Here is a 21,452-nt window from a genome sequence, read left to right on the forward strand (position 1 = left end):
CTGAATAATCACAGTTGGAAAAAGGATGAACGTAAAATCGTTGGTGGCCAAACTTAGCGCAGCACTGATAGTGGTGCTAGGGGTACTGGGATTTGCAGCTCCCAGCTGGGCCTATTTGCAAGACGATGTGGATATGCTGCTGGAGCTTAAGGATTGTCCGGTGTGTATCTTGAGTGAAGCCGATCTGTCTGGCCAAGACTTTGCCAGTGTCAATCTCAAGGTGGCTGAATTAAGCGATGCCAACCTGAGTAAAAGTAATTTGCAGGCAGCCAACCTGATGTTGGCAGAACTTAGAGGGGCTGACCTGACTGAAGCCAACCTGGAGGGGGCAACCATGAACGGCTCTCGCCTACAGGGTGCCGATTTGAGCGGAGCGGACCTGGTCGATGTGGTGCTAACCCAGGCCAACATTGATGGCGCCAACCTCCAGGGCGCTAACTTAGAAAATGCAGATCTCACAGCCGCCATAATTGGTAATGCCGATTGGCGGGGTGCCAACCTCAAAGGTGCCAACCTACGGGGCGCCACCTGGTCAGAGGCCATTATTTGCGACACCGTGCTACCCGATGGCTCCGTGGGAGATCGCAACTGCTAGATACGTTCAGAAGTCGGAGTTAGGAATTCGGAACGTATCCTGATTCCGACTTCCGACTTCAAAATTCCGAACTCATAACTCCCCCATGCCGATACTGTTCGGCTGTCGCCGCTACCCTAATTTTTCCTACCCTCCGCTGGAATCAATGAGTGAAATCACCCTTAATCTCATCGCCATTTCCGTATTTTCGGTGACGATGCTGATCTTGCTAGGTCCGTTGCTATCCATCTCACCAGAAGGATTAGCCACGGTAACAGCAACCTTGTTGGGGTTGGTGACCATTGACCAACTGGGTTGGCAGGGTCGCGGTGGCCGGTTACTCATCGACTGGCTATCGCAGCGCTCGCCAGAATATTGCGATCGCATCGTCCGCCACGAAGCCGGACATTTCCTCACCGCCTACCTCCTGGGCATCCCCATCGACGCCTACACCCTCACCGCCTGGGAAGCCCTAAAAGCAGGCATTGACGGCACCGGCGGCGTGATCTTCAAAACCGACGAAATCGACCAGGCCGTCAAAATCGGCAAAATCAGCCAGCAAGAAATCGACCGCTACTGCACCGTCTGGATGGCCGGCATCGCCGCCGAAGAAATCACCTATGGCAAAGCAGAAGGTGGCCATGACGACTGCATCAAGCTCAACCTACTGTGGCAGCAAATCAATCGGCCCCTCGCCGAAGTTCCCCTCAAACAACGCTGGTCCACCCTACAAGCCAAAACCCTAATCGAAAAACAACCCGACGCTTACAGCGCCCTGATCGACGCCATGGCCGAACGGAAACCCGTTTGCGAATGCTGCGACCTGATTGAACAGCACCTGCAAACCGCGGAAGCCTAGGGCAGCACGAATGCTGCGACCTAATTGAACAGCACCTACAAACCGCGGAAGCCTAAGGCAGCACGAATGCTGCGACCTGATCGAACAGCACTTACAAACCGCGGAAGCCTAGGGCAGCACGAATGCTGCGACCTGATCGAACAGCACCTGCAAACCGCGAAAGCCTAGGGCAGCGCCACGCTAAAAAATTAAAACAGCCGCAAGTCATACAAAATCCTGACCGATAGCGCCCAATATCGAAGGGCATCTACAGGGACGTGCACCCATAACATTGGTTTGCACCGGGCTCCCTAAAATTCGGCTTTGGTATACCCCTGTTTTCCCAACGGAAGTACCAACATATAGGTGGAACGATTTCCCCACGAATAAGTGGAACGATTTCCCCAGAAAGAAATAAGTGGAACGATTTCCCCAGAAATCCAAAGTTCAGAGCACCGCCCTGCCTTTCCGCATTCCGACTTCCGCATTCCGCCTGAGCTAATTGCTATCATGGTGCGTTACCCCTCACCAACGGCACCCAACAAATAACAACAAAACCATTGCCGTTTCACCAAACTTGATACAACATCAGTCAGAATGGATAGTTAAAACCGGCGTTGCTGCGCCTCCATAGGGTCCCATCCCCTAGATTCGGACCATCGGCCAATTTCCCGACTGTCCCATCCCCAAAAGCAGTAACCCACTACCAACAACGCTAATTTTTCCCCTACTGTGGATAAATAGCCATTTAGCAAACCCTTAAGTCCGCCGAGCGCGCCCACAACCAATGTCTACGTCAAAGCCTGGGTTAAAAAAATCCGTCACCACCGGCGCAGGAATCCGCCAAGCCTTCCTAAAGTTCTACGAAAGTAAGCAGCACAAGATCCTGCCCAGCGCCTCCCTGGTACCCGAAGACCCCACGGTTTTGCTAACGATTGCGGGTATGCTGCCCTTCAAACCCATCTTTCTAGGGCAGCGTAAATCCCCCGTAGACCGGGCCACCACATCACAAAAATGTATCCGCACCAACGACATTGAAAATGTCGGTCGCACCGCCCGCCACCATACATTTTTTGAAATGCTGGGCAACTTTAGCTTTGGCGACTACTTCAAAGAACAGGCCGTCGCCTGGGCCTGGGAACTCTCCACCGACGTGTTTAAGCTAGCGCCCAAAAACCTAGTGGTCAGCGTATTTAGGGAAGATGACGACGCCTATGCCATCTGGCGCGACCAGGTGGGCGTCCCCGAAAAGCGCATCATCCGCATGGATGAGGAAGACAACTTCTGGACCTCTGGCCCCACTGGCCCCTGTGGCCCATGCTCCGAAATTTACTACGACTTCCACCCCGAGCTGGGGGATGACGACATTGATCTCGAAGACGATACCCGGTTTATCGAGTTCTACAACCTGGTATTTATGCAATACAACCGGGATGCCGACGGCAACCTGACGCCGCTAGATGCCCAGAACATCGACACCGGCATGGGCCTAGAACGCATGGCCCAAATTTTGCAGCAAAAGCCTAACAACTACGAAACCGACCTAATTTTCCCCATCATCCAAACCGCGGCGGACATCGCCAAGGTGGACTACTTCAAACAGGATGACGCCGCCAAGGTATCCCTCAAAGTGATTGGCGACCACGTACGCTCCGTGGTGCATATGATTTCCGACGGCATCACCGCCTCGAACGTGGGTCGGGGCTATATCCTGCGTCGGTTAATCCGTCGGGTGGTGCGCCATGGGCGACTGCTGGGCATCGAAGGGGCCTTTATTAATGACGTGGCGGAAAGTGCGATCGCCCTGTGTGAATCCGCCTATCCTGACCTGAGAGAGCGGGAAACCGTCATCAAAACCGAACTAGAGCGCGAAGAAGCCCAGTTCCTCAAAACCCTAGAGCGGGGCGAAAAGCTGCTGGCGGAAATCCTACAGCGTAAGCCCAAGCAAATTTCCGGCGATGAAGCCTTTGAGCTATACGACACCTTTGGCTTCCCGTTGGAGCTCACCCAAGAAGTGGCCGAAGAAAACGGCATCACCGTGGATGTAAACGGCTTCGAAGCCGCCATGGCCGCCCAGCGGGAACGGTCCAAGAGCGCCCACGAAACCATCGACCTCATGGCCCAGGGCAGTTTGGCCCAGCTAGGCATCGACTCCACCGACTTTTTGGGCTACACCGACGCCACCAGCCAGGCCACCGTCAAAGCCATCCTGGCCAACGGCGAAACCGTCGACACCGCCGAAGCCGGCACCGATGTGCAGCTGGTGCTAGATAAAACCCCCTTCTATGCCGAGTCCGGCGGCCAAATTGGCGATCGCGGCTATCTTTCCGGCGATGCCCTGGTGGTGCGCATCGAAGATGTGCAAAAAGACAACGGCCTATTTATCCACATTGGCCGAGTGGAGCGCGGCACCCTGACCGTGGGTGACAGCGTCAGCGCCCAAATCGACCGCGCCTGTCGCCGTCGGGCCCAGGCCAACCACAGCGCCACCCACCTGCTCCAGGCCGCCCTCAAAAAGCTCGTAGACGACGGCATTTCCCAGGCCGGTTCATTGGTCAGCTTTGACCGGCTGCGGTTCGACTTCAACTGCCCCAGGGCCCTCACCGCTGATGAGGTGCAGCAGGTGGAAGCCCAGGTAAACACCTGGATTGCCGAAGCCCACAGTGCCCACATCGAAGTGATGGCCATCGACGCCGCCAAGGCAAAGGGAGCCGTCGCCATGTTTGGCGAAAAATATGGCGACGAAGTGCGCGTCATCGACTTCCCCGGCGTTTCCATGGAGCTATGCGGCGGCACCCACGTGGGTAATACCGCCGAAATCGGCGTGTTCAAAATTATTGCCGAAGCGGGCATTGCCGCCGGGGTGCGCCGCATCGAAGCGGTGGCGGGTCCGGCGGTGTTGGAATACCTCAACGTGCGCGACCAGATTGTAAAAGACCTGGGCGATCGGTTTAAGGCCAAGCCCGAGGAACTGGTGGACCGGATCACCAACCTACAGACCGAGTTAAAAACCACCCAAAAAACCGTCGATGGCCTCAAAGCCGAACTGGCCCTGCTCAAGTCCGACCAATTATTGGATCAAGCGGCCACCGTGGGCGACTTCCAGGTGCTAGTGGCCAACATGGGCGAGGTGGATGCCGACTCGCTCAAGACAGCGGCGGAGCGATTGCTGCAAAAGCTAGGGGACGGGGCCGTGGTGCTGGGTTCGATTCCAGCAGAAGGCAAGGTGAGCCTGGTGGCGGCATTTAGCAAGCCAGTGATGGAAAAGGGACTAAAGGCAGGCAAATTTATCGGCGGCATCGCCAAAATCACCGGCGGTGGCGGTGGCGGGCGGCCCAACTTTGCCCAGGCGGGCGGTCGCGATGCGACGAAGTTGCCTGAGGCGTTGGATGTAGCGAAGAGTCAGTTGGAGGAGGCGTTGGGTTAAAACACACCCCGCCCGAACGGCCCCCTCCCGAGAGGGGATGCAAGCAGTAGTTCGTCCATGGTGTTGATTGTTTTGTCGCGTTGTAGGGTGGGCACGGCCCACCTTCTAGCAACAGCACCTTTATTCATTGTCAGGTGGGCCGTGCCCACCCTCCGTGTTATGCAACTGCCTCCTGAAGAAGAGTCGCGTTTGACCATTAACATCGTGCCGATGATCGATGTGGTGTTTGCCATCCTGGCATTTTTTATTCTGTCTACGCTGTATCTGACGCGGGCAGAGGGATTGCCGGTAACTTTGCCAACGGCGGAAACCTCCACGGCCCAGGATGAGGCGGCGCTGACGCTGACGATTTCGGCGGCGGGGAAGTTGTTTTTGGGGGACCGGCCCGCATCGTTGGAGAATTTGCCGGCGGATGTGCAGGCGTTGGTGGCACCGGGGCAGCCTGCCATGGTGACGGTGCGGGCGGATGCGGCGACGCCCCATGGGGTGGTGGTGGCGGCGATGGATCGGATTCGGAATATTGATGGGGTGCGGTTGGGCATTGCGACGCAGCAGCCGTAACACGGCCCGCCATCGGCACATGCCTGGTCAATTCATTTTTAACAGATTAAATAATTGCTCGGCGGTAATGGCCAACGCGATAGTTTCGGGCACGATCAACGGGCTTGGCCCCTCGTGGAATGTGGGTAGCTGATCGGGTTGATAGATGGCGACGGAACGATCGGCTGGGTCGATTAGCCAGCCGAGACGACAGCCATATTGCAAACAGTAAACGATATTGTTGACAACACGGTTCTGTGCTTGGTCCGGTGAGAGAATTTCGATGGTCCAATCGGGGGGACGAGTCACGTTATCCAGCGGTTCGCCGTCATCATCTAGGGCGATGTTTTGCCAGCGAAAAACGGCAATGTCGGGAACAATGGAGCGGGTGCCAAAGCTACAGCGCAGTTCTGGGAAGGCATAGGCGATTTGGGAGCCTTCGGTCACTGCGTTGATGGTGTTGCAGAGTTTTAGCTGCAGGCGGCTATGTTTGCCTTTGGGAATTGGCTTTTGGGTGATTTTGCCGTCTATAAATTCACTGGCCGGAGTGGTCTCTGGCAGCGTCAGGAAATTATTGAGGGTAAGGGGTTTGGGGATGGCCTGGGTCATGGTTAAACCAGGAAGCATTGGATGTATTGTAGCGTAGGTCCTGGGTGGCCGTGCCCATTGCTTATTGTTCGGAATCGTTGGACAACAGATTTTTTAGGATGGATTGGGTGAGGGGATGATCTGAAAGTTGTTGGGTTTGGTTTGTTTCGATCACCTTTTGTAAGAGACCAACAAAGTTTTTAAAGAAGATTTTTGTGTGGGGATGGTCTTGGCCTAAAACAGTTTGGGCAATGGTGACAGCTCGAACAAACATTTTTTCTGCATCACCATAACGTTCCATCTGACCATAGAAATAAGCAAAATTATGTAAACTAATGGCGGTGGAGGGATGATCAGGCCCGAGTTGCGCTTCTCGGATTTCTAAGGATCGCGCATACAGCGGTTCCGCTTCGCTGTAGCGCCCCATTGATTCGTACAGCCCAGCCAGATTATTCAGACTCGTGGCGGTGGAGGGATGATCAGGCCCGAGTTGCGCTTCGCTGATTTCTAAGGATCGCGCATACAGCGGTTCCGCTTCGCTGTAGCGCCCCATTGATTCGTACAGCCCAGCCAGATTATTCAGACTCGTGGCGGTGTCGGGATGATCGAAGCCAAACCGTTCCTCCGTCATTTCCAAACGCCCTTTATACCAGCGTTCAGCTTCTGGCCAGAGGCTTTGACTCTGATAAAACCTGGCTAAACCAGTAAATACCCAACCTGGATTGTCATCATCCGCCAGAACATGATTAAGCCCTGTAGCTACCAATGCCATATGGGGCAAGCCTAAACCCACCTTGGGCAGGTCATATTTCCTAACCATGGGTTCAATAGCGCTAGCAAAGTTAGTCACTGCGACGGCCACGCCTTTTTGCAATGTAGACGTTTGATCACTGAGTTCAGTTTCTAATTTACTCACCGTAAATTCACGGATTAACTGATGCAGCTGATAGCTTCCATCATTATCACCCTGTAACAAATTACGCCGCACCAATTCCCCATCCAGCCCATCCTCCAAATCCTCCTCATCCCACTCCGGCAGCGCCCCCTCAATCAACCCCTGCGGTATCGGTGCCGCCGCAAACACCGCCAACAGCCCCATCAACGTTTTCGTCCCTGGGGTCAAATCCTGCCAGCTCAGCTCAAACGCCGCCTCTATGGAATACTCATAGGCAATCTCCTCCGGCAATGTCCGCATCGCCTTCGCATCCAGCCGCTTCCGCTCCAGCCGCTCCAGCAATTTCGCAAACGACACATTGGGATGCAGCGCCAAATATCGCGCAATTAACTCCACCCCCAAGGGCAACCGCCCCACCCACTTACATAGCGCCTCCGCTTCCGTCTGTTGCCGCCGCACCCGGTCCCCGTCATCCATCAACCGAGTCAGCAAGTCCATGGCCTCATCCAGGGGCAACACCCCCAAATCCAACCGATCCACCGGCCTGCCAAACCGCTGCCGCGAGGTCATCAACACCCGAAAGCTGGTCTGGTCTACGGGCAAACAGTCTTTGACATCACCATAGGCCTGCACATCATCCAACAACAACAGCCGCGGCCCTGGAAACGTTTCACACCAGCGGTCGTAACACCACTTTGCCTGGGCCGCACCATCCGTTATGCCATCCGGCAACTGCCAGTCAAATTTTGTTTTTACTGCACTTACTAACAGTGTGGCCAGGTTCTGTTCTTTTACCTTAAAATACCAGCGCCCACCGGGGTATTGTTCCTTTGCCGTGCGCACATACTGCTGGGCCAGGGCAGTCTTGCCAATGCCACCCATGCCCGACACCGCAGTAATGGCCACCTGGTCCGAGTTGTTTAGCTTCTTACCAAGGTCATCCAGCTCATTTTGTCGCCCCACAAACTCGCGGGCAACAAGATTTTCAAGACCATAATCTGGGGTGGTTTTCTTCGGCGGTTCCCCTCCCGGCGACTGTAGCTAAAGGTTGAGGGTGACGTTATCAATGCGTCCCTGGTTAAGGATGCCAATTTTATCTGCCAGCTTACCAGCATTCACCACACCCGCAGAGTTGGCCGCATCGGCAACAGCCTCCACACCGGCCTTAATTTCAGGATCTGCCTGGGCAATCTTCTCAACTTCCTCAATAATCTCGGCATCAATAATATCCGAGTCTCCGGGAAGAGACTTTTGGCTTGCCGCCTGTTCCAACTTAGCCACCGTATCAGGAGATTTACGTCGCAGGGCATCCAGCAGCTTGCCACCTCTTTCCATGGCCTTTTCACCCATGGTCTCACCCGTTTTCTCCAACATTTTGGTCAGGACAACGGTGGCAGCAGCAACGGCAATGGTCAATGGATCCATGGGCAGCGTAGAGATTTTGCACCTACGTTTTAGCAACTCTGCTTGATATTTGCCAGTCCCCCAACCGGGTACCTTCAGCAACCTATGGCAAAGACCAACACCTAACCCCCTCCGGGGAGGGGCACCGGGGTGGGTGCCAACCGGGCCATCGCTCAACCCACCCCAGAAAAAAGTTTGCTACGAATATTTTCGCTTTGAAAAAAGGATTTTTATTTATCGATTAAATGGTGGGCAATGCCCGTCCTCGTTGGGCATGCCCCATCGGGAATCTGCCTGTGTATCAACTGCTTCAACTGGTCCATCTGATTTTGCTGCACATCATGCAGTGGCTGCAGCCCTACCTCAGCCCCATTTGCTTTGTGCTGGCCTGGTCTGTGGTCATCCTTGGCCTCTGGCAAATGGTGGCCGCCACCCGCGATGGTGTGCAGCGAGCCCAAACCATGCATCGTATTCCCTGCGCCGATTGCAGCTTTTTTACCAACCAGTCAGTGCTGAAGTGTCCGCTACACCCCACCAGCGCCATGTCGGAAGATGCCATCGACTGCACCGACTTTGAAATAGATAGCCCCATTGTGGCGGCCCAGCAGCGGTTAAATAGCTATAAATAATTGGGAGTCTGGCGACGGTTCCCTAAAGCCCTCCGAGCATGGGCTAAATCTTCAGCCCCTCCCTAAAGCCATTGAAGGGCAAGAGGTTTGGCCATTTTCTTCTGACCCATGCATACACGGTAGCCATTAAAGGGAGCCAATGCAGCATTTTGAACCGTAGGCCGAAATGTGTGTACACCGAGCCTTGCCAAAGATAACCAACGGAGGGGTTTAGATCCTCTCACAATGGCTATTAATCTTCATTCAAATAAAAATAATTCGGGGGGTGTCGTCAGTTAGGATCTGGGTGGGGCAATATCATCCTCAGGTTAAGGCTAGCTGAATTTTTCCGGACCTTTATGGTTTGGCAAAGTTACATCAAACATTGGTGGTAAGTCAGCCTTTTTTGCGCCATTACCACAAATAGCGGGCAATCTGATACACATAGCTGATTGTGTGTTTCCTGACTCCGCTAGAAAACCGTTGGAACGTTGCAATGATTTCGATTTTTATTTTGACCCACAACGAAGAAAGAGATATTGCAGCGTGCATTGAGTCAGCTTTAATTTCCGATGATGTGATTGTGGTGGATTCGTTTAGTAGCGATCGCACCGTCGAAATCGCCGAAAACTATCCCGTACGCACCGTTCAACACACCTTCGAAAGCCACGGCAAACAGCGTACCTGGATGTTGCGCAACGTCCCCACCAAACACCAGTGGGTGTATCTACTAGAAGCCGACGAACGGATGACGCCGGAACTGTTCAACGAATGTGTGGCGGCGGCCCAGGCGGGCGAACACGTGGGCTACTATGCCGCCGAGCGGGTCATGTTTATGAACCGCTGGATCCGCCACAGCACCCAATATCCCCGCTACCAGCTACGGCTGCTAGACAAAGACTATGTTTGGTTCGACGACTATGGCCACACCGAGCGGGAAGTGTGCGATGGTTCCACCGGCTTTCTAACAGCCACCTACCCCCACTACACCTGTGGCAAAGGTCTCAACCGCTGGATCGAAAAGCACAACCGCTACTCTACTAACGAAGCGGCAGAGACCATCAAACAACTCTCGGACCACGGCGTAGACTGGCGGACACTATTCTTTGGCCGTTCCGAAGTAGAACGCCGCCGCGCCCTCAAAGATCTATCCCTGCGGCTGCCCTTTCGCCCCGTGGTGCGATTCTTCTACATGTACATTTTTTTGGGCGGCATTTTAGACGGCCACGCCGGATTTACCTGGTGCATGCTCCAAGCCTTTTATGAGTATCTAATCACCCTAAAAGTGTGGGAACTACAAAACGGCTACACCAGCGACGTAGACCTCACCACGCCATCGCCACAGCAAGAACCGAAAGAACTCGCCAGAACAACTTAGAACGTTCTTCACCAGACGAATATCGACAGAGAGAATTCGGAAGTAGGAAGCCTGGGGAGAATTCCTAACGGTTTCGTTTGAAATTAACGGTTTAACGAACAAATAGTTGGGTTCGGATAACTGTGGACAAACTAACCCCAGAAGACAGGGCTACTTTTTACCTTGTTACAGGGCTGCATTTTGCCTTGCATAGATTAGGTTCAACGAACAATGTTTGTGAACTATACCTGAAAAATTAGGCAATTTAAGAAGGCTCTGGGTCATGGCCCAAAGCCTTAATTATTTAGTGATATGTTGACCCAGGCTAAATCTCTAGCACAATATCTGCTAACCCTTGCCCACAACCATCAAACCGGTGAACTTATTGTCGAGTCGGGCACCGGCGAATGTTGGAAGCTTTATTTTTATTCGGGGCGATTAATTTACGCCACGGGGGGGCGGCATCCTGTGCGGCGATGGTACCGTTCGCTAAAACGCCATAACGATCAGTTTTCTAGTCGCTGGTTTACCTACATGCACACCCCCGGCGACTATTGGGAAGTGGACTTTATTCACCAGGCGGTGCAGCGCAAGTTTATCTCGCTAAACCAGGCAAAGGCCGCATTTCGCAGCATTGTGGAAGAGGTGGTGCTGTCCCTGACGGACTACCCGGCAGAACATCTACGCTGGCATGACAACCGGGTGGTGGGGCAACAGGCGCTGTTTGTGTCGGTGCAGCAGTCGTTGGTGCGATCGCGCCGTATCTACAGCCGCTGGAAGGCCGTTGCTGGCGACCACCTGCCCACCGTCGCCCCCCACGAGCTTCCCTACCTCTCACCCATCATCATCAATGCCCGAGGGCTACAGGTACACCTATCCGCCGCCAGCTATAAGCGCGTCAGTCGCTGGATGCAGGGGAACGTCACCCTCTGGGATATTGCCGCCCAAACCCAACGCCCCATGGCCGACGTCGTCAAAATGCTGGTGCCCTTAATTTACGAAGGCTGGGTCGACCTCCTCCCCATTGACGATATTCCAGCGCCCCATACCACCCGGCCCCTCTCCCAGGCCATGAAGCCGAAAACCAAGGGGTTAGTAGCCTGCATCGACGACAGCCCCCTGGTCAGCAAAGTCATGGCCGAACTCTTACAGCCCATGGGCTATGAAGTCTTACCCATCACTCGCCCCGTCGAACAAATTTCCATCCTCACCCAGCATCGCCCAGACCTCATTATTCTGGATTTGATCATGCCGAACATCAGCGGCTATGAACTTTGTAAATTCCTGCGCAATACCAAAGAATTTTACAAAACCCCCATCATTATCTTGACCGGGCGCGATGGCATGATCGATCGGGTGCGGGCCAAAATGGTCGGTGCCGACGACTTCCTCGCCAAACCCCCCGCCCCGGAAAAAATTGCCCAGCTATTGAATAAGCATATTGCGACAAAGGATACCTAGGCCCCAACAAGCTGGGCGAACCATTGCCCATTCCCCAGTCCCCCCATACAATTAATTCCTGCAAACTTACCGACCCTGAACGCATGCCCAGCTCCCAGCCCGATGCTCAAAACCCCCGCGAAATTCGCGCTGCTCGCCTACAAAAAGTAAGCGATTTGAAACAGCTGGGCCTCAATCCCTATGCCTACACCTGGGACATCAGCCACCAGTCCGCCCAACTCCAGAAACAATTTGCTGACCTACCCAACGGAGAAGAAGCAGACTTTAAAGTCAGCATCGCCGGTCGCATCATGGTGCGGCGGGTATTCGGCAAGCTGGCCTTTTTTACCCTGCAAGACGAAACTGGCTCGATTCAGCTATTTCTAGACAAAAAGACCATCCAGGCCGCCATGGCCGACACCGATGAACAAGCCTTTACCCACCTAAAACAGCTCACCGACGTGGGCGACTTTATGGGCGTGAGGGGCATCATCAAACGCACCGATAAGGGCGAACTATCGGTGAAAGTCAGCACCTATGCCATCCTCACCAAGGCGCTACAGCCCCTGCCCGACAAGTGGCACGGCCTCACCGACGTGGCCAAACGCTACCGCCAGCGCTATGTGGATCTAATCGTCAATCCCGAAGTGCGCGATACATTTCGCAAGCGGGCCCAAATCACCGCATCCATTCGCCGCTATCTTGACAATCAAAACTTTATCGAAATTGAGACCCCCGTTCTACAATCCGAACCCGGTGGTGCCGACGCCCGTCCGTTTGTCACCTACCACAACACCCTAGACATGGAGCTCTATCTGCGCATTGCCACAGAGTTACACCTAAAGCGGTTGATTGTGGGCGGCTTTGAGCGGGTCTTTGAAATGGGTCGCATCTTCCGCAATGAGGGCATTTCCACCCGGCACAATCCAGAATTTACCTCCATCGAGCTATACCAGGCCTACGCCGACTACCACGACATGATAGACATTACCGAAGCCCTGATTGTCAATGCCGCAGAAGAAGTCCTGGGCACCACCCAAATCACCTACCAGGGAGAGGCCATTGACCTCAGCACCCCCTGGAAGCGCATCACCATGCACGATGCGGTGGCGGAAAAAACAGGCATCAACTTTGCTGAGTTTACTGAGCTGGATGCCGCTAAGGCCGCCGCCAAAAAGGCCGGTCTCCACGGCATCGACGACTGCCCCAGCATTGGCCACATCCTGAATGAAGCCTTTGAGCAAACGGTGGAAACCACCCTGATACAGCCCACCTTTATTACGGACTACCCGGTGGAAATTTCCCCACTGGCTAAGCCCCACCGAGCCAAGCCCGGCCTAGTGGAACGCTTTGAGCTATTTATTGTGGGTCGCGAAACCGCCAATAGCTTTTCGGAGCTAACGGATCCGGTGGACCAGCGCCAGCGCCTAGAAGCCCAGGCGGAGAAAAAAGCCGCAGGGGACCTGGAGGCCCACAGTTTAGATGAGGACTTCGTGACAGCATTAGAGTATGGCATGCCTCCCACCGGCGGCATGGGCATGGGGATCGACCGGCTGGTGATGCTTCTCACCGACTCCCCCAGCATCCGCGATGTGATTGCGTTTCCCTTGCTAAAACCAGATCAGTCCGGGTCTGATTAGGTTCTTGGGGCTAAAGCAAAATCCATGGCACCAGGGCTGACTGGGTTCTTGGGGCTAAAGCAAAATCCGTGGCGCCAGGTCTGACTAGGATTTTTGGGCTAAAGCAAAAATCTATGGCACCAGGGCTGACTAGGATTTTTGGGCTAAAGCAAAAATCTATGGCACCAGGGCTGACTAGGATTTTTGGGCTAAAGCAAAAATCTATGGCACCAGGGCTGACTAGGATTTTTGGACTAATTTGGCCTAATTAGATCAATGCTAAAACCAAAGCAGTAGGGTCTAATTAAAATTATTTGGTCAAAGTGATTAAACTAGAGGGAATGCTGCTGAGTACATATACAGTGGCGCAGTCTTCTGCCAGTGTTCGGGGAAACCTTATTAGTGGTCTTGAATACTGCACTATGAGATCTCGGCGGTTCCCTTACACCGTTGCTGATGTACGGGCAGAAAACTGGCTGTAATAGGTGACCTTAGCCTGAAAATTACGGTCATACTGCTTCCATACACCAGCAATATTGCCTTATCGGTTGCTGATATAGGGCAGACACAATTTAGACAACACCCTGCTGAGCAGGGTGCTGACGCTCACAGCTTCCCAAAGCTCAGCAAATCCCCCAATTAATATATTTATTGCGAACTCGTATAAATCACTATGGCTCAGTCGTCTGCAGAAAGCACGTTGGCCCGCTTGTCCCAGGGCACCACACCCGGGCGCCTCAAGTCTCAGGTTCGCCATTTAACGAAGCCTAGATTTATCGAGCTGCTGGAACTGATCATTCAAGAGTTTGAGTATTTTCTCAAAGCCATCAATCTGATCAATAACCAGTCCCTGGAAACGCTCCTGGAAGAGCTACTGGAGGCCTTCACGCTTAAAATTGGGCAGATTTTAAAGGCAGACCGCACCACAATTTTTATTGTGGACAATGAAAATAAAGAGCTGTGGTCGAAAATTGCCCAGGGGGAAGGGGAAAAGGCCGTTGAGATTCGTATTCCCATCGGTAAGGGGATTGCCGGGTATGTGGCAGAAACCCGCAAAACCCTCAATATTCCTAACGCCTACGACGACCCCAGATTTAACCGAGCTACCGATAAGGAAACCGGGTATCGCACCAAGAACATTCTCTGCATGCCGATTTTTAGCAATGGGGAAAATGCTGTTGCGGTGGTGCAGCTGCTCAATAAAATTGGCGACGATCGCTTTACCCTGGAGGATGAAAAGGAGTTTGAATCCTTTGCGAGTTCCATCGGTGTGCTGCTAGAGAGCTGTAATTCTTTTTACACAGCGGCCCGCACCCAAAAAGGCCTAAACGCTTTGCTCAACGCCATTTCGTCCATGGAGCAAAGTTTGGAACTAGAGGTGACCCTGCAATCGGTTATGGCCGAAGCGCGCAAGCTGATGCAGGCGGATCGCAGCACCCTGTGGATTATCGATGGCAATGAGCTGTGGTCCAAGGTGCGCAATGCCGATGGTAGCCAAATGATTGAGCTGCGCCAGGCCATCGACGAAGACAGCATTGTGGGCTATGTGGCCTTTACCGGTGAAACGCTGAATATTGCTGATGCCTATAAGGATGATCGATTTGATCGCTCGGCGGACGATCGCACTGGCTATGTCACCCGCAGCATTTTGTGCATGCCCGTGTTTAATTCCTCTGGACAGCGCATTGGCGTCAGCCAGCTGATCAACAAAGCCCAAGGTCCCTTTACCCGCTCCGATGAATCGTTTATGCGGGCATTTAACATCCAGGCGGGCATCGCCCTGGAAAATGCCCAGCTGTATGAAAGCGTCTTGCTGGAAAAGCAGTATCAGAAAGATATCCTCCAAAGCCTCTCTGACGCGGTTATTTCCACCGACATGGGCGGACGCATCGTCACCATTAATGAAGCCGCCCTGGAGCTATTGGGGTGCCCCATGGAAGGCATGGCCGCCAGTGGCCAGTCGGCGGAAGAGGTCAAGCATGCCTGGGAGGAAGCCCTGCTGGGTCGTTTGGTGTGGGAGGTGATTCCCATCGAACAGCTGGATGACCGCCTGAAGGACAGTTTGACTAAAGGGGCCCAGCATTATGTGCCGGAGCAAAATCTGCACGTGGCCATGGCCGACATTGAGGGCAGCCTGTCGCTGCTGATACCGGCCCAGCCTCGCCGCAGTGGTTCTGGCTTTGTGGATGAGCTCATGGGGCGAGATACCCAATTCAATTTGTGGGGTTTGGCCAACCAGGAACTCGATCCAGAGCTGGATATCCATCAGTTTGAGCACAGCATCAATCTGACGGTGACGCCCCTAACGGACCCGAAGGGGGGCGTTCGCGGGGGCCTGGTGGTGCTAGAGGACATCAGCCAAGAAAAGCGGATGAAGACCACGTTGTACCGCTATATGACCCCCAGCGTGGCCGAACAGGTGATGGCCCTTGGGGAAGATTCTCTGATGGTGGGCAAACGCCGCGATGTGACCGTGCTATTTTCGGATATTCGTGGCTACACCACACTGACGGAAAGCTTGGAAGCGTCCCAGGTGGTCTCCATGCTAAATGAGTATTTTGAAACCATGGTGGAGGCGGTGTTCAACCATGAAGGCACCCTGGATAAGTTTATTGGGGATGCCCTGATGGCCGTCTTTGGTGCGCCGCTGCCGTTGGAAAACCATAGCTGGTCGGCCATTCAATCTGCCTTAGACATGCGCCAACGGCTGGTGCGGTTTAACGAGCTCCGACGGGAAAAGAAGCAGCCGGAAATCAATATTGGCATTGGCCTCAGCTCTGGTGAGGTGGTATCGGGCAACATTGGCTCCCACCGCAAAATGGAATATACGGTGATTGGGGATGGTGTGAACCTCAGTGCCCGGTTAGAAGGGGTGACCAAACAGTATGGCTGTGACATCGTCATGAGCGAATTCACCTATCGCCCCTGCCGGGAACTGGTTTGGGCGCGGGAGCTGGACTTGACCCGAGTGAAGGGCAAGATGCAGCCGGTGAAAATCTATCAGCTAATTGGTAAGCGTTCTGAACCGCTCCTAGAGAAGCAGGAGGAGTTCCTATCGCTCTATCAGTTGGGTCGAAAAGCCTACACGTCCCAAGATTTTGAGCGGGCCCTGAAAATATTTACCAAGGCTCAAGCTATGGCCCCCAGGGATAAAGCTGTGGCAATTCACATCGGTCGCACCCATGGCTATTTGAAAAATCCACCCCCGGCCACGTGGGATGGCGTCTATGTGATGACCACGAAATAACTGAATCTATCGGGCGGGATACCATGGCCCCACCGGGAAAAGGAAAACTCTTTGATGGTTAGGTAGAACCGCAGGTTGCCACGCTAAAATGAGCGATGCAATTTTTCTGGGTGATCCTATGGCTGAGCGCAAAAAGCTCTACGAAGGCAAGGCAAAGATTCTCTACGCGACTGAAGATCCCAATGTGCTGGTGTCTTACTTTAAGGATGATGCCACGGCGTTTAATGCCCAGAAGCGGGGCACCATCGTCAATAAGGGCAAGATTAACAATGCGGTATCCACCCATCTGTTTCAGTTACTAGAGGCCGAGGGCATTCCCACCCACTGGCTCCAATCGCCCAACGAGCGGGAAATGTGGGTGAAACCGGTGACCATTGTGCCCCTGGAGGTGGTGGTGCGAAATTTGGCGGCGGGCAGTCTGTGTCGCCAGACAGGCTTAGGGCTGGGCACCGCGCTGACACCGCCCCTGGTGGAGTTTTACTACAAGAAAGATGAGCTGGGGGATCCGCTGCTGACCCGCGATCGCATCCGGGCAATGGCCATTGCCAGTGACGAGATTGTCCACCAGCTAGATACCCTGGCCCGCCGCATCAATCAAATTCTCATTGACTTTTTCAACGGCTGCAGCATTACCCTAGTCGACTTCAAACTGGAATTTGGCACCCTCACCGACGGCACCCTCGTCTTGGCCGATGAAATCAGCCCAGACACCTGTCGCCTATGGAATCAAAATGAAACTGACATAGCGCGCCGGGTGATGGACAAAGACCGATTCCGCCAGGATTTAGGCGATGTCGAGTCAGGCTATCAGCAAGTGTTAGATCGAATTCTGGCACACACAAATTAAGTATTGAGGGAGTCTGTGCGGTAGAATTTTGCAGAAAATAAAGTATTAAATTCTGTTCATGTTTTTCTGGTGTAGTCATCAGGCCACCGCAGAAAAACATCGGGAGCGCTGAAATTTCAGCTACAGCCCTTCAGACCGGATTTAGTGTATGTCATTAACAGAAGCTTGCTAAGTCAGTCTTGAGAGCTACTGTTCCCATGTGGTGTAAGGAGTACGTTTTCTGTCTATGCGATTTTCGCCGACCCTATTGGCCTGTTGCACCGTTGCGACATTATTTAGCCTACCCGTGTTCGCATCAGAAGGGTCTGAGGTAGTTGAGACCTCAGCTCTTGCTGAGACCTCAGCGCCTGCTGAGACCTCAGCGCCTAACGCTGTGGTCAACGATAGTATTCCCACAGCAGAAGCTGCTCAATCTACCGAACAGTCAGTAGAGCACAATATTCCCGTTTCACCGGTGGTAGCAACGGGCAATATTACAGCAGAAACTGCTCAGTCTAACGAACAGCTACACGACATTCCCATTCCAGCCGTCGCCACCAGTAATGTCGTCAACTCTGGCGAGCCTCAGTTTTCCAAACCGGCTGATGAGCCCCTGCTGGCCCAACAAACCATCGATGTCGAACCGGCGGAACCGGCTGCTGAACCATCTGAAGAAAGCCGTGAAGACGCCCTACAACGCCTGCTAGAGGGCATTGACAATCCACCGGAGGCACCGGCGTCGGAAGCCCCACCAACGGACTCACCGGACACCGCAGAGCCCCCCAGCGACGACACTATTGTCGAAGAGGCACCGGCGGAAGAATCGGAAGAAGACGTCCAGGTCCTAGTGGCAGAGCTGGACGTGGTCACCCTAGACGGTAGCCCCCTAGATCCGTTCCTAGAGGATGTTGTCTATCAGGCCATTACCCTGCGTCCCGGGCGCGCAGCTACCCGTACCCAGCTCCAGGAAGACATCAACAACGTCTTTGCCACTGGATATTTTGGCAATGTTAGGGCCAGACCCGACGATACCGATCTAGGGGTGCGGGTCACCTTTGGCGTAGAACCCAATCCGATTCTCACTGGCGTTGACATCCGCACCGATGGCGCCGAAAGTGTACTCCCCGAAGAAAAGATTGACGAAATCTTTGGAGACCAATACGGCAGCATCCTCAACCTGATTGATTTTCAGGATGGCATTTTAGAGCTAAACGAGTGGTATCGCTCCCAGGGCTACGTCCTAGCCCAGGTGACGGCGGCTCCCCAGGTTTCAGATACGGGGGTGGCCACCCTGATTGTGGCCGAAGGGGTGATCGAATCCATCGAAGTGCGCTACATCGACGAAGATGGCAACAGCGTTGTCGATGGGGAGCCGGTGGATGGTAAAACCCGCCCATTTATCGTCACTCGAGAATTTGAAACTCAGCCAGGGGATGTTTTTCGCCAAGACAACATCCAGGAAGACCTACAGCGGGTGTTTGGCCTCGGCATTTTTGATGACGTTCGCCTTTCCCTAGATCCCGGTGATGAGGATCCGCGCAAGGTGAAAGTCGTGGTCAACATCGATGAAGCCAGCACCGGCTCTGTCGGCGCCGCTGTGGGCTTTAACCTCACCGGCGATGTGTTTGGTAGCGTCAGCTATCAACAGGACAACCTGGGGGGCAATAACCACAGCTTACGGACGGAACTACAGCTGAGCGAAAGAGACTTGTTGTTTGATGTCTCCTTCACTGACCCCTGGATTGCCGGTGACCCTTACCGCACCTCCTACACCGTCAATGGATTTAACCGACGGTCCATTTCTCTTATCTTTGATGGTGGCGATACCGACATTGACCTGCCCAACGGCGATACCCCTCGGGTAAATCGTTTGGGTGGTGGCGTGTCCTTTGGCCGTCCCCTGGACAATGGCTGGAGTGGTTCCGTCGGGGTGGAATATCAGCGCATCTCCATTCGCGATAGCGATGGAGACCTGTCGCCAGAGGACAGCCTAGGCAACGATTTAAGTTTCAGCGGCGATGGCAAAGACGATTTGCTGAGCGTGCCCTTTAGCTTGGTCTGGGACCAGCGTAATAACCCGGTTGCCCCCACCAGTGGTAGCCTGCTGCGCCTGGGGACAGAACAAACCATTCCCGTGGGTAAAGGCTCCATCTTCTTCAATCGCGTCCGGGCCAGCTATAGCCGCTATATTCCGGTGAATTTACTGCGCTTTGGCGATGGTCCCCAAGCCCTTGCCCTCAATATTCAAGGGGGTACGGTGCTGGGCGACTTACCTCCCTATGAGGCCTTTTCCTTGGGGGGCACCAATTCGGTGCGGGGCTTTGATGAGGGTGAGTTGGGTTCTGGTCGTTCCTTTGCCCAGGCCACGGCGGAATATCGCTTCCCCCTATTTACCTCCTTCTTGGGTGGGGCCTTGTTTGTGGACTATGGCACAGACTTAGGCACCGGGGACGACGTGCCCGGTAACCCAGCCGAAATTCGTGGCAAGCCCGGCAATGGCTTTGGCTATGGCGCGGGTATTCGTGTGCAAACCCCTCTAGGAGCGCTGCGCCTTGACTACGGCTTTAGCGATGAAGGGGATGGCCGCATTCACTTTGGTATTGGAGAGCGCTTCTAATGGCGGCCCTAGGCATGCAGCACACCCTGGCGACTCCGGTCACCTGCCAGGGAATCGGGCTGCATTTAGGTCAAACAACGCAAGTCACCATCAAACCTGCGGCAGTCAATAGCGATCGCACATTTGTGCGCACTGATTTAGGCTCCACTGCCATTCCAGCGGCGGTGGCGGCGGTGAATCAAACCCAGCTATCCACCCAGCTGGGTGGCTCCGACGGGGCCCAGGTGCGCACAGTGGAACATATCCTGGCGGCACTATGGGCCGCAGGTGTTGACAACGCTTGCATTGAAATCGATGGGCCAGAAGTCCCCTTAATGGATGGCTCAGCCGCAGACTGGAGCACCCAAATTCAAGCGGTGGGCACCGTTGAACAAACCGCCCCAAAAACCTTGCCTGAGCTGTCAGAGCCCATTGTTGTGCGCGAGGGTGATGCCTATGTGCTGGCCGTGCCCGCATCGCAGCTGCGCTTTAGCTATGGCATTGATTTTCCAGTAGCGGCCATTGGCAACCAGTGGCATAGCTGGTCTCCCAATGATGGAGACTTTTTTGAACTGGTGGCACCGGCTCGCACCTTTGCCATGGCGCACCAAATTGAAGGATTGCGATCTCAGGGACTAATCAAGGGAGGCAGCCTAGAAAACGCCCTCGTTTGCGACCAACAAGGCTGGCTTAACCCTCCCCTGAGATTTCCAAATGAACCGGCACGTCATAAACTTTTAGACTTAGTAGGGGATCTCAGTTTATTAGGTGTTCTCCCTACGATGCATGTGACCGCTTATCGCGCAAGTCACAATTTGCACGTGCAGTTAGCTCGCCAGTTAGCGACTGCCTGTGTTGCAGATGTGTTGGCATCCAAAACACATTCCAGATTGTCCCTGTAGTTTTTCTCTACAGGAAAAACAATTCTTGATGTGGACTAGGTTTAATGAGCCGAAAACACCTACGCCGTTGCTGTCAAAAAAAGTCTATGGCCACCATCATTGAAGATAAAACACATACTAATCAAGAGTCTCAACCGGCTAATGCCGAGCAAGATTCCCCTATAACCCTCACCCTAGAACAAATCCAAGAACTCCTTCCCCACCGCTATCCCTTTGCCCTAGTGGATCGCATCATTGACTATGTTCCTGGCAAACAGGCAGTCGGCCTAAAAAATGTCACGTTCAATGAACCCCACTTTCAAGGACACTTTCCTGGGCGTCCCATTATGCCAGGGGTGCTGATTGTGGAAGCCATGGCTCAAGTTGGTGGCATTGTGCTAACTCAAATGCCTGGTGTTAATGGCCTATGCATGTTTGCGGGCATCGACAAAGTTCGTTTTCGCCGTCCGGTTGTGCCGGGTGACCAGCTGGTCATCACAACAGAATTGCTCAGTGTACGCGGGCTAAAATTCGGCAAAATGCAAGCCAAAGCCGAGGTCGATGGTCAACTCGCGTGCGAAGGCACCCTTATGTTTTCTGTGGTTGAATAAA

At 53.8% G+C, this 21,452-nt stretch carries 16 protein-coding genes; 13 read left to right on the forward strand and 3 right to left on the reverse strand.

Annotated features, from left to right (window positions below; translation table 11 throughout):
- Positions 1-25: 25 nt before the first annotated feature.
- The 4 genes from IXB28_RS10395 (at position 26) to IXB28_RS10410 (ending at position 5,400) form a co-directional block, all read left to right on the forward strand.
- On the forward strand, positions 26-595 hold the full coding sequence (locus tag IXB28_RS10395; protein WP_215618514.1) for a pentapeptide repeat-containing protein: 570 nt from the start codon (positions 26-28) through the stop codon (positions 593-595).
- A 145-nt stretch (positions 596-740) separates the two neighbouring features.
- Complete coding sequence (locus tag IXB28_RS10400; protein WP_215618515.1) at positions 741-1,433, forward strand: ATP-dependent Zn protease; 693 nt, start codon at positions 741-743, stop codon at positions 1,431-1,433.
- 766 nt (positions 1,434-2,199) lie between these two features.
- On the forward strand, positions 2,200-4,839 hold the full coding sequence (gene alaS / locus IXB28_RS10405; RefSeq protein ID WP_215618516.1) for an alanine--tRNA ligase: 2,640 nt from the start codon (positions 2,200-2,202) through the stop codon (positions 4,837-4,839).
- Positions 4,840-4,998: 159 nt separating this feature from the next.
- Positions 4,999-5,400, forward strand: a complete 402-nt coding sequence (locus tag IXB28_RS10410; RefSeq protein ID WP_215618517.1) for an ExbD/TolR family protein — start codon at positions 4,999-5,001, stop codon at positions 5,398-5,400.
- A 27-nt stretch (positions 5,401-5,427) separates the two neighbouring features.
- On the opposite strand, the gene IXB28_RS10415 is transcribed toward IXB28_RS10410, so the two are convergent.
- From IXB28_RS10415 to IXB28_RS10425, 3 genes are all read right to left on the reverse strand, one after another.
- A complete protein-coding gene (locus tag IXB28_RS10415) occupies positions 5,428-5,988 on the reverse strand; it encodes a Uma2 family endonuclease (RefSeq protein WP_215618681.1) in 561 nt (186 codons plus the stop codon).
- Positions 5,989-6,049: 61 nt separating this feature from the next.
- Complete coding sequence (locus IXB28_RS10420; protein WP_215618518.1) at positions 6,050-7,825, reverse strand: tetratricopeptide repeat protein; 1,776 nt, start codon at positions 7,823-7,825, stop codon at positions 6,050-6,052.
- 78 nt (positions 7,826-7,903) lie between these two features.
- Complete coding sequence (locus IXB28_RS10425) at positions 7,904-8,287, reverse strand: hypothetical protein (protein ID WP_215618519.1); 384 nt, start codon at positions 8,285-8,287, stop codon at positions 7,904-7,906.
- Between the two features lie 275 nt (positions 8,288-8,562).
- Here IXB28_RS10425 and IXB28_RS10430 point away from each other — a divergent pair, with 275 nt between their 5' ends.
- The 9 genes from IXB28_RS10430 to fabZ all read left to right on the forward strand — a co-directional run bounded on the left by IXB28_RS10430 (position 8,563) and on the right by fabZ (position 21,451).
- On the forward strand, positions 8,563-8,895 hold the full coding sequence (locus tag IXB28_RS10430; RefSeq protein ID WP_215618520.1) for a hypothetical protein: 333 nt from the start codon (positions 8,563-8,565) through the stop codon (positions 8,893-8,895).
- Between the two features lie 475 nt (positions 8,896-9,370).
- Entirely contained in the window at positions 9,371-10,252 is an 882-nt protein-coding gene (locus IXB28_RS10435; protein WP_215618521.1) for a glycosyltransferase family 2 protein, read from the forward strand.
- Between the two features lie 291 nt (positions 10,253-10,543).
- Positions 10,544-11,692, forward strand: a complete 1,149-nt coding sequence (locus tag IXB28_RS10440) for a response regulator (protein ID WP_215618522.1) — start codon at positions 10,544-10,546, stop codon at positions 11,690-11,692.
- Between the two features lie 83 nt (positions 11,693-11,775).
- On the forward strand, positions 11,776-13,311 hold the full coding sequence (gene lysS / locus IXB28_RS10445) for a lysine--tRNA ligase (protein ID WP_215618682.1): 1,536 nt from the start codon (positions 11,776-11,778) through the stop codon (positions 13,309-13,311).
- A gap of 652 nt (positions 13,312-13,963) precedes the next feature.
- Positions 13,964-16,537, forward strand: a complete 2,574-nt coding sequence (locus tag IXB28_RS10450; protein WP_215618523.1) for a GAF domain-containing protein — start codon at positions 13,964-13,966, stop codon at positions 16,535-16,537.
- 118 nt (positions 16,538-16,655) lie between these two features.
- Positions 16,656-17,384: a phosphoribosylaminoimidazolesuccinocarboxamide synthase gene (gene purC / locus IXB28_RS10455; protein ID WP_215618524.1), complete on the forward strand. Its 729-nt coding sequence runs from the start codon at positions 16,656-16,658 to the stop codon at positions 17,382-17,384.
- Between the two features lie 226 nt (positions 17,385-17,610).
- Positions 17,611-19,980 (forward strand): BamA/TamA family outer membrane protein, encoded by a 2,370-nt coding sequence (locus tag IXB28_RS10460; protein WP_215618525.1) that lies wholly within the window; start codon positions 17,611-17,613, stop codon positions 19,978-19,980.
- Positions 19,980-20,861, forward strand: a complete 882-nt coding sequence (gene lpxC, locus IXB28_RS10465; RefSeq protein ID WP_215618526.1) for a UDP-3-O-acyl-N-acetylglucosamine deacetylase — start codon at positions 19,980-19,982, stop codon at positions 20,859-20,861. The genes IXB28_RS10460 and lpxC overlap by 1 nt, the downstream gene beginning before the upstream one ends.
- An 86-nt stretch (positions 20,862-20,947) precedes the next feature.
- The gene (gene fabZ, locus IXB28_RS10470; protein ID WP_215618527.1) at positions 20,948-21,451 is read left to right on the forward strand and encodes a 3-hydroxyacyl-ACP dehydratase FabZ; all 504 of its coding nucleotides are present in this window, start codon (positions 20,948-20,950) and stop codon (positions 21,449-21,451) included.
- Position 21,452: the final 1 nt, after the last annotated feature.

This window comes from Leptothoe kymatousa TAU-MAC 1615 (assembly GCF_018739865.1).
GTDB classification, from domain to species: Bacteria; Cyanobacteriota; Cyanobacteriia; order Phormidesmidales; family Phormidesmidaceae; genus Leptothoe; species Leptothoe kymatousa.

Coding starts and splice junctions, on each gene's coding strand:
- IXB28_RS10395 (WP_215618514.1), top strand. CDS start 26: ATGAACGTAAAATCGTTGGTGGCCAAACTTAGCGCAGCACTGATAGTG.
- IXB28_RS10400 (WP_215618515.1), top strand. CDS start 741: ATGAGTGAAATCACCCTTAATCTCATCGCCATTTCCGTATTTTCGGTG.
- lpxC (WP_215618526.1), top strand. CDS start 19,980: ATGGCGGCCCTAGGCATGCAGCACACCCTGGCGACTCCGGTCACCTGC.
- IXB28_RS10410 (WP_215618517.1), top strand. CDS start 4,999: ATGCAACTGCCTCCTGAAGAAGAGTCGCGTTTGACCATTAACATCGTG.
- IXB28_RS10450 (WP_215618523.1), top strand. CDS start 13,964: ATGGCTCAGTCGTCTGCAGAAAGCACGTTGGCCCGCTTGTCCCAGGGC.
- IXB28_RS10460 (WP_215618525.1), top strand. CDS start 17,611: ATGCGATTTTCGCCGACCCTATTGGCCTGTTGCACCGTTGCGACATTA.
- IXB28_RS10435 (WP_215618521.1), top strand. CDS start 9,371: ATGATTTCGATTTTTATTTTGACCCACAACGAAGAAAGAGATATTGCA.
- IXB28_RS10425 (WP_215618519.1), bottom strand. CDS start 8,287: ATGGATCCATTGACCATTGCCGTTGCTGCTGCCACCGTTGTCCTGACC.
- alaS (WP_215618516.1), top strand. CDS start 2,200: ATGTCTACGTCAAAGCCTGGGTTAAAAAAATCCGTCACCACCGGCGCA.
- IXB28_RS10415 (WP_215618681.1), bottom strand. CDS start 5,988: ATGACCCAGGCCATCCCCAAACCCCTTACCCTCAATAATTTCCTGACG.
- IXB28_RS10440 (WP_215618522.1), top strand. CDS start 10,544: ATGTTGACCCAGGCTAAATCTCTAGCACAATATCTGCTAACCCTTGCC.
- fabZ (WP_215618527.1), top strand. CDS start 20,948: ATGGCCACCATCATTGAAGATAAAACACATACTAATCAAGAGTCTCAA.
- purC (WP_215618524.1), top strand. CDS start 16,656: ATGGCTGAGCGCAAAAAGCTCTACGAAGGCAAGGCAAAGATTCTCTAC.
- lysS (WP_215618682.1), top strand. CDS start 11,776: ATGCCCAGCTCCCAGCCCGATGCTCAAAACCCCCGCGAAATTCGCGCT.